General features: G+C 35.3%; 16 protein-coding genes. 3 read left to right on the top strand and 13 right to left on the bottom strand.

From position 1 onward, the window contains the following. Positions 1-105 precede the first annotated feature (105 nt). The 10 genes from ASM33_RS05295 to ASM33_RS05250 are packed head-to-tail and all read right to left on the bottom strand — an operon-like array spanning position 106 to position 8256. Positions 106-360: a phage tail assembly protein gene (locus ASM33_RS05295; RefSeq protein ID WP_110410068.1), complete on the bottom strand. Its 255-nt coding sequence runs from the start codon at positions 358-360 to the stop codon at positions 106-108. 37 nt (positions 361-397) lie between these two features. Then, positions 398-904: a phage major tail tube protein gene (locus ASM33_RS05290; protein WP_110410069.1), complete on the bottom strand. Its 507-nt coding sequence runs from the start codon at positions 902-904 to the stop codon at positions 398-400. 46 nt (positions 905-950) lie between these two features. Next, on the bottom strand, positions 951-2132 hold the full coding sequence (locus tag ASM33_RS05285; protein ID WP_112477225.1) for a phage tail sheath subtilisin-like domain-containing protein: 1182 nt from the start codon (positions 2130-2132) through the stop codon (positions 951-953). A gap of 51 nt (positions 2133-2183) precedes the next feature. Next, a complete protein-coding gene (locus ASM33_RS05280; protein ID WP_110410070.1) occupies positions 2184-2750 on the bottom strand; it encodes a hypothetical protein in 567 nt (188 codons plus the stop codon). A gap of 15 nt (positions 2751-2765) precedes the next feature. After that, on the bottom strand, positions 2766-3932 hold the full coding sequence (locus ASM33_RS05275) for a hypothetical protein (protein WP_110410071.1): 1167 nt from the start codon (positions 3930-3932) through the stop codon (positions 2766-2768). Then, positions 3929-4132 (bottom strand): hypothetical protein, encoded by a 204-nt coding sequence (locus tag ASM33_RS05270; protein WP_110410072.1) that lies wholly within the window; start codon positions 4130-4132, stop codon positions 3929-3931. Before ASM33_RS05270 ends, ASM33_RS05275 begins: the two co-directional genes overlap by 4 nt. A 1-nt stretch (position 4133) precedes the next feature. Beyond that, entirely contained in the window at positions 4134-5336 is a 1203-nt protein-coding gene (locus ASM33_RS05265) for a hypothetical protein (protein ID WP_110410073.1), read from the bottom strand. A 20-nt stretch (positions 5337-5356) separates the two neighbouring features. After that, the gene (locus tag ASM33_RS05260; protein ID WP_110410074.1) at positions 5357-7288 is read right to left on the bottom strand and encodes a DUF4815 domain-containing protein; all 1932 of its coding nucleotides are present in this window, start codon (positions 7286-7288) and stop codon (positions 5357-5359) included. A gap of 33 nt (positions 7289-7321) precedes the next feature. Next, positions 7322-8005 (bottom strand): hypothetical protein, encoded by a 684-nt coding sequence (locus ASM33_RS05255; protein WP_110410075.1) that lies wholly within the window; start codon positions 8003-8005, stop codon positions 7322-7324. A 20-nt stretch (positions 8006-8025) separates the two neighbouring features. Next, a complete protein-coding gene (locus ASM33_RS05250) occupies positions 8026-8256 on the bottom strand; it encodes a hypothetical protein (RefSeq protein ID WP_110410076.1) in 231 nt (76 codons plus the stop codon). A gap of 141 nt (positions 8257-8397) precedes the next feature. On the opposite strand from ASM33_RS05250, the gene ASM33_RS05245 reads away from it, so the two are divergent. After that, a complete protein-coding gene (locus ASM33_RS05245) occupies positions 8398-9627 on the top strand; it encodes a hypothetical protein (protein WP_110410077.1) in 1230 nt (409 codons plus the stop codon). Next, positions 9575-10693: a hypothetical protein gene (locus ASM33_RS05240; RefSeq protein ID WP_110410078.1), complete on the top strand. Its 1119-nt coding sequence runs from the start codon at positions 9575-9577 to the stop codon at positions 10691-10693. The genes ASM33_RS05245 and ASM33_RS05240 overlap by 53 nt, the downstream gene beginning before the upstream one ends. Here ASM33_RS05240 and ASM33_RS05235 read toward each other — a convergent pair. Continuing rightward, positions 10682-11248, bottom strand: a complete 567-nt coding sequence (locus ASM33_RS05235; RefSeq protein ID WP_157956384.1) for an IS110 family transposase — start codon at positions 11246-11248, stop codon at positions 10682-10684. The two genes, ASM33_RS05240 and ASM33_RS05235, sit on opposite strands and share 12 nt — an antisense overlap. A gap of 1 nt (position 11249) precedes the next feature. Further along, the gene (locus ASM33_RS08720) at positions 11250-12824 is read right to left on the bottom strand and encodes an AAA family ATPase (protein ID WP_110410080.1); all 1575 of its coding nucleotides are present in this window, start codon (positions 12822-12824) and stop codon (positions 11250-11252) included. Positions 12825-12958: 134 nt separating this feature from the next. On the opposite strand from ASM33_RS08720, the gene ASM33_RS05225 reads away from it, so the two are divergent. Continuing rightward, on the top strand, positions 12959-13708 hold the full coding sequence (locus tag ASM33_RS05225; RefSeq protein ID WP_110409356.1) for an IS5 family transposase: 750 nt from the start codon (positions 12959-12961) through the stop codon (positions 13706-13708). A gap of 53 nt (positions 13709-13761) precedes the next feature. Here the strand turns inward: ASM33_RS05225 and ASM33_RS05220 are convergent, their stop codons facing one another. Beyond that, positions 13762-14286: a hypothetical protein gene (locus ASM33_RS05220; protein ID WP_110410081.1), complete on the bottom strand. Its 525-nt coding sequence runs from the start codon at positions 14284-14286 to the stop codon at positions 13762-13764. Positions 14287-14308: the final 22 nt, after the last annotated feature.

The following is a 14308-nucleotide window of genomic DNA, read 5'->3' as shown; positions in this document are numbered from 1 at the left end:
CTCCTTTACTTATTTTTAGCCATAGTGAAAACTCTTCTATATCCATGTTAATAACTTGCTCAATTCCACTGTTTGAAGCAGAACTAAGCATAAAAACATCTAGCCTTAAGCTTTCTGTTCTAAAGGTGACAAAAAATCTTTCAGCACCTTTTGTACTTTTACATAGTCAGCTATCTCTAATTCTTCAATTGCTTCTTTTGGCACAGATACTAGATTGGCAATTAAAGCTACTTCTTTTAAGGCTTCACCTTCTATGCGGTCAATAGCCAACAAATCTCTGACTTTTGGTTTTCGCATAGATAATTCTGAAATAGCAATACCATTAATTGTAATTGGTTCTGTAAGTGTAATTGTTTGCATAAATTCTCCTTTAATTGTTAATATTTTAAATGTAGTTTTATATTCCTAGAATCGTCTGTAACAAAGCCATCTGATCAACACCGTTAATTCTTCGAATCATATTTTCAGCATCAATTTCGATAAGCTCTTTGTCACCAATGGTGAGTTTATAATAGTGAGCAGCTACACTACATTTAAGAGTGGCTTTCTCGCCAGGTTTCCAACTACCAAAGTCAAATTCCTTGAATATTCCCCTGAGATTAATGATTACTCCTTCGATATCATTGATACCGCTGCCTTGAAGACCACCTCGAAGTGTGAGAGATACTGAGTTCCCATCTATAAGACCAAATAATCTAAAAAGCTCTGTATCATATTCAGAAAAAGTAAACTCTGCTTCCAATTTCTCCATTCCCATATCAATATTTATTGGAATATCCATACCACCAGCACGATACTCTTCTGTTTTTATGGTAAGCTTTGGTAGAGTTATTTCATCAATTTTTCCCGCATAGCCTCGACCATCGACGAATACATTAAAGTTCTTTAAAATTTTTGGTAGCATTTTTTTCTCCGATTTTAATATTAAGAATTTTATTTAAAAGTCACTTTTAAAGTATTGTATTACTTGTTAAATGAGATCTAAAGGTAATCTGTTCAGCAGGATATGGTGGGGTAAATTCAAAATCAAAAAACACTTTTCCACTTGCAATATTTGCTGGAGTATTGAGTTCTGGAGCTGCATAGCATTTACCACTCAAGATTGCTCCCTGTGCTTGCAGGTGTGCCAGATAGGAATTTACACTTTCAATTACGTCGTCCATGTAGGTCTTGGTAATATTGCGATCAACTGCCCATAGATGCGCTCTGAGTAGGCTATCGTTAATTAAATCAGCAGTACGTCTGACTGATAGAAAAGCCCATTTTGAATCACTAGAGCAGGTTCTATTTCCCCATAAACGATAGCCCTTTTGATGAATAATTGTTGCTACTTCATTTTCATTTAAGTGATTTGCTCTGCAGTTTGAGTCACCTAAAGTAAAATCAACTGGACGGCTAGTTCCAACAATACCATTAATCTCTTGATTTGACGGTGACCACCAAAAACCATGTTCATTGTCTGTTTTAGCAATTAACCCTGCAACAAATGGACTTGGTGGCAATATCTCTTCCTTTCCATCAACGAACACTTTCACCCATGGATCAACAATGTATACTCTGCTGCTGCCAGCACTTTTTCTCCATTTGATTGCTTCTTCATCATTGGTATTTGGTCCATCGGCAACTATTATGCTTCTCAGCTTCTCTGCTATAGGAATTAGAGCGCTAACCACTGGGTTTTTGCCATCTTCAGCCAATTGATGCGTAAAATGAGGTGCAATAAGTATTCTTGGGGCAACATGTATTATACTCTCACTGCTGAGGAATGCTTGAATCCCTTTATAATCGCCAGTTTCTTCATCAACTCCACCAATAATATTTTTAACTGTTTCACCTTCTCTCAATGTTTGGTCAGCATTTTCACTCTCTTGAGCACGAATCACTACAACTGTCGCACCAATTTGTGAGAAGATTGAGCTTATTGCAGATGGAAGAGTTCCTTTTTTACCAAGTTTTGCTGCTTCCTTTAGGCTTCCCGCTATAAGAACTGGTTTATTTAGTGGAAATTTTTCTGCGTCACTATCTGGTGCTGTACCAATAACACCAATTACTGATGATTTACTTGTTCTAATTGTTTTTGGTCCTGAAGTTACTTCAATAACATTCACACCGTGGAGAAATTTTTCTGTCATATCATTATAGATTAATTTTTATTTCTTGTTAAAAGTAGTTTTGTTGTTTAGCTATTTATAATTTGCTAATGAATCTTCCATATGCTCTTTTAAATCGTTAAGAAACTCTTGTAGTTCTTTCTCACTTTTCACTTCCTTAATTTTTTTCTTAGCAAGGTCTTCTATCTCCTCACATTTAGCTATTGCTTTTACTGCTTTCTGTGCTTTACCTTGAATGAGTTTTGCCATTTCAATGATTGTTATGCCACGTACTCTTGCTAAAGGATCGATAATTTCTACGTCTTTACTATTCAATTGCTGTTTTGCTTCTTCAGCTACTAAAATCTTCTCTGCCGCTTTTGTCTGTATCTGATATGATTTAGCTTTCTGATGAGAAGATCCTGAGTATTTGTAAGTATAATTATCAAAATAAAAACGAATACTATCAAGTGCACACAGCTTTGCATTATCCAGTAGATCTTTTTGAATATCTTCAACACTACGCTCAACAATTTCTCCTCCCTCTGTTAAACAATAACGTTTTTGCCAGTCAAAATTCTTGGGTAGCTCATACCATCCTTCTCCCTGTGGGATTGTTGTAATTTCTACTTGTTTACCGTTTTCAAAGCGCATATACATATTGTCCTCCAGTTTTTACTGCCAAATTTGATAAGTATATTGTAATCCTGGACACTGCGAAGCTCTCAAGGTTCTTTCTATATCGACTTCTAGTCCTGTTGTTAAAAAATTGCTGCGAAAGTTATATATTCCCCATTGCATGAATTGAACGTAGTAGCTGTAGGTGTTTTCATTATAATATGGTGATGTATAGAGTAATACTGCTACCGTTTTTCCTGCTGGAATTTTTATATTTTCTGATTTACTATAACTTGAATTAGAAGATGAATAGCCATGTATAGTTGTCCAAGCAATTGATGAGATTTTTGACTTATTAATATTGCTTTCATTAGGTGTACCTACAAATAGTCCTGCTCCTTCATATCCTGAACTCCAATATGATGTAGCTACAAAGTTTATTGCTCTTGTTATATCGCTACTTGTGGTATTCTTTACAAATATTACACCCAGTAGTGCGTAAGGATATTGATACATATTTGTAGTATAACCCCTACGTAAATAGGACTCTCTATAAATAAACGTTCCTTTGCTACCTTGTAGGTTATATATACAAGGTGGTTTATAGAATCCAACATAACTTGTATCATAGGTATGCGCACCTGTAAGCAAACAAAACATATTATTAGTTTTCGCTATGTCATTGTACCATTGTCCTAACTCGCTTGTGAAATGACCATGACCCCAACTATAATCATTATGTCTACTCAATATTCCAAATAGAAAAGGTAGTGATCCGGACTGGATAACCGCTCGGGGTTGTATTTCCTTCATTATTGAAGAACCTTTTGGAAGGTCATTAATAGCTTTAAGTGTGTTTTTTATATTACCAAGATCACTAGCACTATTAATTGCAGCAATATTTGCATCTTTTCTCGTATCAAGTAATGATAAATTTGACACACCTTTTTCATCTATCTTTTTTAACGATTGTTTCTCTGACTCAGAAATAGCTCCTAAAGCACTGGTTTTACTGGTATCAAGCTTAGCTAAATAACTTGTTGCACTATCCAAGAGTTCTTTTAATTTTACGTCAGTCATCTGTACAATATCAAACACAGTACTTTGCCCTGCTATAGATTCAAGTGCTTTAGCTAAATATGCTATCTTATCAGGTGTTGCCTCTACTGATAAATCTTTGATCCTTTGATGTAGCGCATATACTACTTCTTTAGCAATAGTCATCTTTGATTACTCCATAAATTTAAAAAAGTCTCAAAACTAAATCGTTCAAATGTATTTTTAAGGTTAATGTGTTCATTTTTTCTTTCACTTATATCCTCATCTACTTTCTCAATAGTTGTGCGGATACGAACCACGTCCTTAGAAGCAATGTTATCTGGGTGTGGTAAAAGATATCCTCGCTTTGTTCTATCTTCTGGCATTTTATGTGATAATAACTCTTAAATTTTTAACTTTAGGGCGATATTGAACAGTACCACTTAGGACAAGTTTCACTCTGGTTTCATTGGCATTAAAGTTCGTCAATGTATGAGTTCTCTCCACCCAATTTTCACCTATAGGTTTGCCTGTTGTTAAATTAACTAACTGCCATTCTTTCTTTTCAGCATTTTTTTGCACATACGCTTTAACATCTGCAGTACCAGGAATAATAGAATCATAAGTAATAGTGATTTTAGTGTTTGATCCCGCTGAAATACTTCTAGTTACGTAATCTGCCGACTCTGAAATATTCCCAAGTACTAACTGCAATCCTGGATAAAGGACAGGACTTCTTTCTTCTGACCCTTTGAAAGCTACTTTCACTGTTAATTCGCCACTTATTCTTGAACGTAGTGCCAATGGAAGGTTGTCAGATAGGTGGTACTCTTCTCCTTGCTTTTCTGTTAAGATAAACTCAGCATTAGTGTCAAAGGCTACTTTTTCAACGTTTACCAGAGCAATTAAGTCCGAAGTATTATTTGCTTTAACACTGCCAAGATTAATCGTGGTGGAATTTTCAGTAAACTTTGCGGCAAGTAACCGAAAGGTTAAATCTAAATTTTGATGAGGAGTCCATGTGCTTGCATTGCTTGATGAAAGTAATACTCCAACTTGGTACGGTTGACTTGTAACCCATCTGCTATTTACCGAATCATATTTTCCCAGCTCTGCTATTTTGACTGCAGTATCGCTATCATCGGTAAGTAAAACTAAAGCATATTCTTGCCCTGCTTCACAAAAGACAGGGGACCAAACAACACGTGTTGCTGTACCGTTTATATTAATGCTCTCTGGCTCAACAAAACTCTCAGCAATAACAGTATGTGAAGGAACACCCATAACTGTTTCACGAACCTGTACAGCAACACGTTTTGAGCCTTTATTTGTAAACCATAGATCAATTCCTCCTATATGTCTACTTTCATTTAAGGTAAATGTTTGTGCTAAAGGATCAACCCGTTTTGTGGCAATAACTCTTCTTCTCTCTTCTATGGTAATAGTTTTTTTACCAGTATAAGTCGCTTCACCATAGCTTCCTTTATCACCGAAGAACTGGACTAATTTAGTACCAGCAGGGATATTGGCAGGAATTTTCAATTTTCCTTTTATTTTTCCTCTATTGTCAGCAATAAATGTTGTGCTCATATTTTTTTTCTAAATATTTTTTACACCTGAGGTTGAACATAAATTCCATCAAATTTCAGCTCTTTCAGTTTTTCACCAGCTATAAAACCTTCAATTTCAAAATTCTGAGTAACTTCTCTCATAAACTCTTCCTCTTTTGTCTTACTTGATAAAAGTTCGGAATCTTCTGAAGTAGCAAACTCTCTTGTTACCGAGCTAGACCAATTAGTTTTTACTTCTGTAGAGTGGTCTATATTTTTGTTAATGGTAACTTTTGCCGGTATAGGATCAAAAGCTTGATAAGGGTTAATTTTCATATCTTTGGTTTGCAAAAGCTGATCCAGTACTGGCTCAAGTTCATATGGAAGTAATTGAGGTTTGGTGCTTTTATCAACATCAACAACCGTAACATTAATTGGCAGAGTTAGTTCTTTATTTACAATTGCTGCAGTCTGTTTTATTCCTTGGTCACGCATATCATCATCGAAAAATGGATCAACGAACATGCCTTTTTTACTTGTAGAATCTCTTGAATTTGCATCATTTTTAAGACGCTCCTGTGCTACTAGAGAGTAGAGATCACTAATTCCTTTTTTCATCTTTTCTAAATCATTCATTGGCACAGCGTGAATGGCATTGTTTATCACTTCTGGCTTTTCATCTTTTTTCCATTTTTGATAAACATAGCTAAGCGCAAGCTGCCCAGAAGGTGCTTTTGGAATGGATGGCCGCCAAGGGTGAGCTATGCCTTTTATTCTTCTTACCGCTCCTTTGCTATCAATGGTAATTAAATCATAACGCGGCATTTTCCATGTATAATCAACCAATACCATTGTGCCATCAACTGCTCCTCTTATTTTACCTCCTTCTTCACTTAAATCTTCAGGAGTTGTGTGAGCTCTTGCTCTATAGGTTATTTCATAACTGCTTCCTGGTGCTGGTTCTTTTCCAGGTAATGACCAATCAACAACACCTGCATGCAATTTGTACTCTGCACTATTTTCATAGATGATATTACCTTGTTTAATTTGAATAATTTCAAGTACTGATGAATCTGGTATTGGATCTTTTACTCCAGAATATGAACCATGAGTCATTGTGATGGTTCTTTGCAGAGTAATATCCACTCTCTTAATTTCGCTAACCGGAGAATCATTAACTTTTAATTCCATTACTCTTTGGCTATTACCTTGAAAGTTATGTGATTCTGATACAACTGTTTTTATATCTGGATCTTCGTCAAAATAAACTCTTAAGCTGTGAGGTAATTCAATTTCATAGCCATCCACATGAGCTTTACCTTCATTCACTACAAATACTTGTTTCTTTTGGCCTTCTTTTTCCTCTTTTTGCAAAAACATCACTTCTAAGCCATTTACCACGTAAGAACCATTAGCTTCTCTGTCATATCGAGCAAGAGCAGTAGTAACTAAATTGGCCTGAGGTGGAGCAGAATGCTGAATCAATACTCCATTTTCAATGTTATAAATTGGATAAAATTCTCCGTTTATAGAGCTAGCAGTAATTCCTTCTGCCTGAAAACCCCAAATAATGTTAGCTTTAAGTCTTGCTGATCCAACCTCCTGATAGTTTCTTGTACCAACTGCAGGATCACGAAGCGTTGGATCTTCTAACTCTGTAATCGTGGATTCAAGGTAATAAACGCCAATACGTACAGTCATGTTCGTTGGGATAGTAAATTCTGCCTTCTCTACATCTCTGACACATCCACGGAGATAGATTTTTCCAGTTTCAAGTGTGGTTTTACCAGTCTCAAGGTCTATAATACAATCGCTTCCCGCAATAACATCACCATCTTTAAATACTGCATCTCCAACACTTTGTAATTTTGAAAGAGCATAATCTTGCAATTCATTAAGCTCTGCAGATTGAAGTCCTCTACCAGCCAAGAATAAGCTTCTTTCATACTTTTTATCAGGATTGAAGCGGTTATAATAACTATTTAATGTCATTTTTTATTTAAGAAGTTAATTAAAGTTTTTAATTCAAAATGTTACTACAAAAGAAAATGTTTCGCGGGTTGCGGCTGTTCTGATAAGTGGAACTGTGTGTTCTAGTACTAATAAAATTCCATGATCTTCAATATCCTGTGGTTCAAAATATCTTTGTCCTTCAGGCAATTCTTTTTTCACCCTTGTACCAACCATAACTCCAAGCTCTCGTATCACTTGATTTGCTGCGTCCGTGAAATCGAAGGTGAATTTAAGGTACAAATTATTGGTTGGTACAGTAGAAGGCTTAAACCTGCCAGAGGGAGTAATTAGCTCGCCATTTTCATCACCTGTGCAGAAAAGTACCTCATCAACAACGCGACGTCCAACTTCCTTTAATAGCTTTGTAGAAGTTATAGTTTCTGGTGGTGTGCTTTGAATGTACTCTATATTCACTACGTCATTTTCCGGAGCTGAGCTATTTTCCACTCGTTTAATTATACCAGTATTACTATCAACTGTATAATCTACGCTTGACTGATAAGTTGTCTGCCCTTTAAGAACCTTTACATCTTTAATTGGGTAGTGTTCAAGCTGAATTTCGCCCTGAGCAATGACTTTCTCGATTTTATGGCTACTTTCCCAACTTGAATTACCACTACCCCAAGCAAGATGAATACTCTGCTCTTTTATGCTAGCAGCAATAGCAGCTCTACCTGATTGAGTTAGGATTGACATTTGTACCTTGAAAAAAGTGTTTAAGTATTAGATGAAGAAGTTCTCCAAATCTCCTCACTACCTGGCACAACTTCATCGTTTTTAAGCCGCTCATCAGCGATTTTAGAGAAATACTTATCTTCCCTGGTTTCTAGGGCTTCAAAAACCAATTTCCTTATTAATTTTGGAATAGTTTTATTTTGATGCTCCGCTATATACTTCAAGAAATCGGCAGTCTTTTTGCCAAAGCTCACCGTAAATTCAATAGCCATTCTTTTCTCCCTTGTTGGAATGCATGCCCCTTACTTAATATATACATTTTTTATTGTCGTATATTTGAATGGAAAAATTTTTTTATTGCACTGTTGATCAACTATGTTAAAGATTATAATGCATCATGTTAAAAATGACATATGGCTAGTCTTTATCCAAATAGAGAATTCTGGGAAAGCAGTCTGGAAATGCATGTAGATCATTGGCAGAACAGTTTTCAAAGTGAAGAAATACGTAAAAATTGGCTTTATTCTCTCCATGGTAGGCAGTTAGACGTTATTTTCCAATATCACTTTCAAGATCTCGCTCTTCAGAAGCATGCAGTTCAACAACAACGTAAAATGCTTATAGACTGTTCAGAACTTTTACTGAATTACTATTTATTAAGTCATTTGAGCCACTCAAAGCTTGAGTCTGCTGTTGTTGAAGTAGCATGCTTTAATTTAGATAAGGAGTTAATTGAGAAGTTTCTATGTAAAAATAACAAGCATGATAAAAAGTCTCTGATTTTTGTTTTATTTCATACCAACCCAGAGTTAATTAAGGATGTTTTTCACTTTGATAGAATACAAAAGAAAGGCTTTTCATCTTTTATTCTGCAAAGTCCTCCAAGACAGATGAAAATTCCATTTAAAAATTTTCTGTCAAAGGAAGTAGTTCATGAACTACTACAAGGATATGATACTGAGAAGGATGATGGCTTTGAAACTGAGTTACAAGGCTTTTTCTATCATCAAGATCGTATCTATGTACTAATACGTCGTGCAAGTGATAAAGACTTACTTTTTAATTCAAACCGTATAATTCATGGGTATAGACCAGATTGGATTATTTTTGACTTCTCATTACATGGCAACCAGGTAAATCTATCTGCTAAAAACTTTAATGAAAGCCTCAAAATAGCTAACAGCATCACAAGTAGATATTTTGAAACTGAGTGCTTATTTGCCAGTATGAAAGATCACAATAGTGCACTTCTTATTACAGCATTTTTGCAATCTTCCATAGGAGGTGCTGACCCTAACATTTGTCCATTTGAAGTAAAGTTTCGCTCAACTCATCTTAAGAAAGACACTTACTTAGTCATGGTAACAAACCCAGTTAATTCAATTGCTCAGGAATTACAAATATTAAAGTTAACACTTCAGCAAGATAATTCTTTTGTTGAATCTATTCGTATTATGTTTCAACATAAGAAAATTACGTTATTTTTTAAAAAGAATCAACATGACCCAAATTATATAATCGTTTATTATTCAGAACACGTACTCAATAAAAAAGAACGTGAAAGTTTTAAGTTATTAATGAAGGAAACCTATGGCCTTACAATTCTCCCAAAAGCAAGTTGCTGCAAATATTCTGGGATCTAGTGATTCTTGGATTGATCCGCAAAGTGATTATTTGAAAACAGCAGCATATTTGGCTGGGCTAGGTTTTATCAGACTAAAAGAAGTTTATTTTGTCATCTGTGCTCGTGAAGAAGACCATCTTGATTGGCCACATGTATTTTATTCAGACTGTAGTAATGAAATTCCCATTAATCTAGACTTTGACGAAGAGTGCGATGATATGCTTTGTGAGGATTGTTGTCGTTATATTTTGCCAAATACCCATCAAAAGAAAAGGTTTCATCTTCTATCAGCTAACCTTAACTTAGAAAAGATTGCAGATTGGTTTGAAAATTTACTACGCACCTCACAACTAATCTGGAGAAAAGCAGCAGAAGGAATTTATCATGTCAGTTGTCATGACAATATTGTAAGTATTATTGTTCTTGATCTTTGTACTGATCCAGTGCACCTGACTATAGATAAGCTCAGAATTCAGCCAACAGTTTTAATTGATGTCAGAGAAAGAATACCGGATTTGCCACTTGCTTTGCCCATTGTAAAAATGACAGATCTTTTTTGTGAGCATAAAACTTTAAATGAAATACTTTCTGACGCAGTTAATAAAGGAGTGCCAGAGTTGATCACCAATACTTCCTCTCAAATTTTCCCTATTATTTCACTAAAAGAGACAAAACCTGCATTACCAAAAAAAGCTCTACAGCTACAGTTTACTGGTGGTGTAGTTTATATCAATGATATTGAAGTAGTAAATAAACGAGCTAAATTATGCATTAGTATTTTTGATGTTTTATTTAAGCAGTTTCTTCATGACTTTAGTAACGATGTGCCGAAAGAAGAGCATAAACCACTTAGCATCGAAAAAATAGCAGAGCGATTAAATTTTCATGCCGAAATTACAGATTTAGAGCAACAGATAAGGTATCCTATTAATAAAATGCAAAGAACAATAAAAGAAAAACTAGCCAACCAACTAGGATTAGGTATTGAACGTGAGGATGTTATTCAAACCATTGGTTGGCCAGAATTAGCTTGTAAAGAGTATGGTTATCGTCTTAATCCTTTCACGCTGACATTAAAAAAGTAAATTTTCTACCCTTGCTTGTTCACTTATTTCTCTCTCTAGATTTGCAATTTGTGTTTCTATTTCAGAAGCCACCTCAGATATAGCTCTTTTGCAACTTAATGGAGTGTTTTTATTTTCTAAATCACTTTGAAGTTTAGCCCTATCTGCCTTAAGCAAATCCCTACACCTACATAACTCCCTTAAACGGTGAAATTTATCTGGAACATTCGGGTGCCAAAGTGCTGGCTTGTTAGCAACACAGAACTTTGCTATCATCAGAGGATAGGTTTTTCTGCTTTTGGGCAGTTCATATTCATCAAATTCTTTAGGATTTACCATACTAACGCTGTGTCCCAATTCATACATAAAATAAGCTAAATCTTCACAACGCCAGTTAGTTGCATCAAGACACAAATGTATCTGTTTTGCTCCATACTCATTACACCAAGACATAAGCTCTGAAAAGCCTTCTTGATCGTTTTTAAAAGCTCTATGTCGTCTCTTGCCATTCACCACCAGACAAACATCGACCTTCTTTTTAAAAGTATCTACTCCTAAAACAGCATTCTTTTGCATACTAAATACCGTAAGCTTGTGAACACCAACTGCCATTAGCCTTACTGATAAACTTTGTCGGTAAGGATTGACCATTCTTCGACTCAAACACTAATTGACGAACATTTTCTTCTGCAATTGGTTTTAACATGAGCATACCAGAAGTATAAACATTTCTCAAACTGCTCGCACCACTTAAGCTCTGAAAAGGATTTTCTTTAGGAAGCTTTTTGTTGATATTGTGAGTTAAAATGACACCTGCATTTGGATTAATCGTAGAACGTAACCTTTCAACTTTTTCTTGCAAAAAGGCATACATAATATCATTGTCATTTTCATTTCTATAATTAAAGACGTTGCGTAAAGAGTCAATCACAATAATATCTACCTCTGCTGGGTTGAAAAATTGTTTTACGGTATTGTAGACCTTATTGATATTGTTCTCATCAAGTAGTAAATTATTACCAGATGTAATAGCAAGGTTATTTTCAACTAATCTTAAAAGTTTGTGGTCAATCTTAATTTGCTGTAGCCTCTCACGCATATAGTGGTAACCAACATCAGTTTGTAGGTAAAAGATTTTCAGAGGTTTTGTTGGTACCATATCAAAAAATGAAACACCTGCTGACATATGTGCAAGCCAAGAGAGCAAAAAGTCAGTTTTTCCAACTTTAGGAGTTCCACCAAATACCAATAATCCTCCTGGAGTTAAGATTCTTGGGAAAATTATATCTCTTGGTATTGGTGATTTATCACTTAAATACTGTTTAATAGAAAAAGCAGATATGTTGTCCTTAACTACTGCATTATTTGATGTTAGTAATTGGTTTATATCTATTCCTTCTACAATAGCATCAAGTACATTCCACCCATCTTTCTTACCTTCAGGAATGTTTAAAATAGAGCATGTGATATTGCCAAGTTTATTAGCTATTCTATCAGCATGCTGTTTTCCTACTTCATTATTGTCTGGCCAAATAATAACGTGCTTTCCATTTAAGGGTGAAAAATCTGTTTCATCAATTGACTCATTGGCACCAAACATAACAGTTGTGGCAGTAATACCCTGATGAGTTAGCTTTTTAGCACACTTTTCACCTTTAACAACTACTACTCTTTCTGATTCTATGATTTCAGGAATATTGAAGAGCGGTTTTGTGAATGTAATATTGCTACTTTGTGTTTTAGAGCTCCAAGCATAGTAACAGGTTTCAGAGCTCCAATAAGCATTGTAGGAGTAGACATGAATAGTATCTTTTCCGCTCTCATTAAAATAGATAAATGTTTCAGCATTTAGCCACTCTAATATTGAGCTAACCACTTTAGGAAGTTTAGTTTCACCGGTTATCAAAGCCCATAAGTTGATAATATCTCCACTTTTGCCCGTAACCAAACTAGACCAATTTCCTGCTTTCATATCAACTATAATTTGATCCTTCTCTACATCAGCAATGCAAAGTTTCTTTTTATAAAATTTCCCATTTGGTAGAAGGTGAGAAAGACACGGCTTAATGTTATGAAGTAATAACGATCTAATGCCTAAAACGTGCTCAGAATCTTTCCACAAGAAGTTTTCTGTAATGTTCCAAAAATCCATATAACCTCCATTTTGTTCTAGGCTCTGTGAACAAAATTTCGTTGTGAAAGAATAAGATGGGAAAAAGGATATAAAAAAGGAGGAGAAAGTGGTAGTTTAACCCAATTAAGCAATAAAAAAGGAGAAACTACCGAATGGAATATTACATACAAGAAACAAAATGGGAACAAATTTTTGCATTTTTGAAAAGTGTGAAAGGTATACACAGCAAAGATGAAACGCAACTGAGAAGGTTCGTGGAAGCAGTCTGGTACATGGTCCGAAGTGGTTGCCAGTGGCGTCTTTTAGGAGAAATATATGGTAATTACAGGAGTATACACAGGAGGTTTAAAAAGTGGTGCGAAAAGGGAATTTGGGAAAAGCTATTTAAATATACACAAGATCCAGATTTAGAGGTGCACATGATAGATGGCACAATCGTTCGAGCGCATGCTTGTTCGGCTGGATACAAGAAGGATTCTGGAGCTCAAGAGGCATTGGGACGCAGTAAAGGTGGCTTTACAACAAAAATTCATGCACTTGTCGATGCTCTTGGAAATCCGTTAAAATTTACGCTTACTGCCGGTCAAAGACATGATATTACACAGGCTGAAGCGTTAACAGACAATGTCTATAACTCTATTGTAGTAGCAGATAAGGGCTATGACAGTAACGCATTTATTGGCAGCCTTGAAAGCAAGGGATGTGAGGTCACCATTCCACCAAAAAGGAATCGAAAAGTGCAAAGAGATTATGATAAACATGTTTATAAAGAGCGGCATTTGATCGAGTGTTTTTTCGGTAAAATCAAAAATTTTCGACGGATTTTTTCGAGGTTCGACAAGACTGCTATAGTGTTTATGGGCTTTTTGAACTTTGTTGGTGCACTTATATGGCTACTCTAAAATTTTGTTCACAGAGCCTAAAATTTCTTGAAAATCTTTTTTGAAAAACAAGCTCACAAATTCCAATTAATGGTTGAAGCTCCCTTTATGAAACTTGCATAACTACCATGTTCTGGAGTAATAACCGAAGCTATCTTATTCTTTTCACCATATATGTTAGTTTCGACACCGATTTTCACTACACACTGCAGCCCATTTAGCTCTGAAATAGACTTAATTTTACGGGCAAAGTTTGCTTCTTTACGATCATCATGAGGATAGATATTACGGGCTGACTCTAAAATACTCCTGATCATAGAGCGGCCCATTTTTCCCCAAATATCTTCTCCTTTCTCGTTTAATTTACTTCCTTGAATACCAAAAATTTGATAGACCTTGCGTCTTGCATATGGACCTTCTATCACAGTAAATTCGAGGTTTACGTATATGCTACCAGTATCTTTACTTTTTGTAAGTAATCCATTTGGTCCATAACCTCCAGGAAAAATCTTTACTGCTACTTTTGCTATAGTGCCAGCAGGTATTAAACTGATTCTTGGTTTTACATTATTAAAATTAGTTAAAAGATCTTGTCTCATAAAAATGCCCTCAAGTATGAAA

It is taken from the genome of Wolbachia endosymbiont of Folsomia candida, from assembly GCF_001931755.2.
GTDB lineage: Bacteria > Pseudomonadota > Alphaproteobacteria > Rickettsiales > Anaplasmataceae > Wolbachia.
The sequence above is the reverse complement of the archived record's forward strand: the minus strand, read 5'-3'. Positions and strand labels throughout refer to the sequence as shown.

What these genes read in the sequence shown, in the direction of transcription:
- ASM33_RS05290 (WP_110410069.1), bottom strand. Translation starts at nt 904, where the DNA reads ATGCTACCAAAAATTTTAAAGAACTTTAATGTATTCGTCGATGGTCGA.
- ASM33_RS05220 (WP_110410081.1), bottom strand. Translation starts at nt 14,286, where the DNA reads ATGAGACAAGATCTTTTAACTAATTTTAATAATGTAAAACCAAGAATC.
- ASM33_RS08720 (WP_110410080.1), bottom strand. Translation starts at nt 12,824, where the DNA reads ATGGATTTTTGGAACATTACAGAAAACTTCTTGTGGAAAGATTCTGAG.
- ASM33_RS05280 (WP_110410070.1), bottom strand. Translation starts at nt 2,750, where the DNA reads ATGTATATGCGCTTTGAAAACGGTAAACAAGTAGAAATTACAACAATC.
- ASM33_RS05285 (WP_112477225.1), bottom strand. Translation starts at nt 2,132, where the DNA reads ATGACAGAAAAATTTCTCCACGGTGTGAATGTTATTGAAGTAACTTCA.
- ASM33_RS05265 (WP_110410073.1), bottom strand. Translation starts at nt 5,336, where the DNA reads ATGAGCACAACATTTATTGCTGACAATAGAGGAAAAATAAAAGGAAAA.
- ASM33_RS05275 (WP_110410071.1), bottom strand. Translation starts at nt 3,932, where the DNA reads ATGACTATTGCTAAAGAAGTAGTATATGCGCTACATCAAAGGATCAAA.
- ASM33_RS05260 (WP_110410074.1), bottom strand. Translation starts at nt 7,288, where the DNA reads ATGACATTAAATAGTTATTATAACCGCTTCAATCCTGATAAAAAGTAT.
- ASM33_RS05240 (WP_110410078.1), top strand. Translation starts at nt 9,575, where the DNA reads ATGGCCTTACAATTCTCCCAAAAGCAAGTTGCTGCAAATATTCTGGGA.
- ASM33_RS05250 (WP_110410076.1), bottom strand. Translation starts at nt 8,256, where the DNA reads ATGGCTATTGAATTTACGGTGAGCTTTGGCAAAAAGACTGCCGATTTC.
- ASM33_RS05235 (WP_157956384.1), bottom strand. Translation starts at nt 11,248, where the DNA reads ATGCAAAAGAATGCTGTTTTAGGAGTAGATACTTTTAAAAAGAAGGTC.
- ASM33_RS05245 (WP_110410077.1), top strand. Translation starts at nt 8,398, where the DNA reads ATGGCTAGTCTTTATCCAAATAGAGAATTCTGGGAAAGCAGTCTGGAA.
- ASM33_RS05270 (WP_110410072.1), bottom strand. Translation starts at nt 4,132, where the DNA reads ATGCCAGAAGATAGAACAAAGCGAGGATATCTTTTACCACACCCAGAT.
- ASM33_RS05255 (WP_110410075.1), bottom strand. Translation starts at nt 8,005, where the DNA reads ATGTCAATCCTAACTCAATCAGGTAGAGCTGCTATTGCTGCTAGCATA.
- ASM33_RS05295 (WP_110410068.1), bottom strand. Translation starts at nt 360, where the DNA reads ATGCAAACAATTACACTTACAGAACCAATTACAATTAATGGTATTGCT.
- ASM33_RS05225 (WP_110409356.1), top strand. Translation starts at nt 12,959, where the DNA reads ATGGAATATTACATACAAGAAACAAAATGGGAACAAATTTTTGCATTT.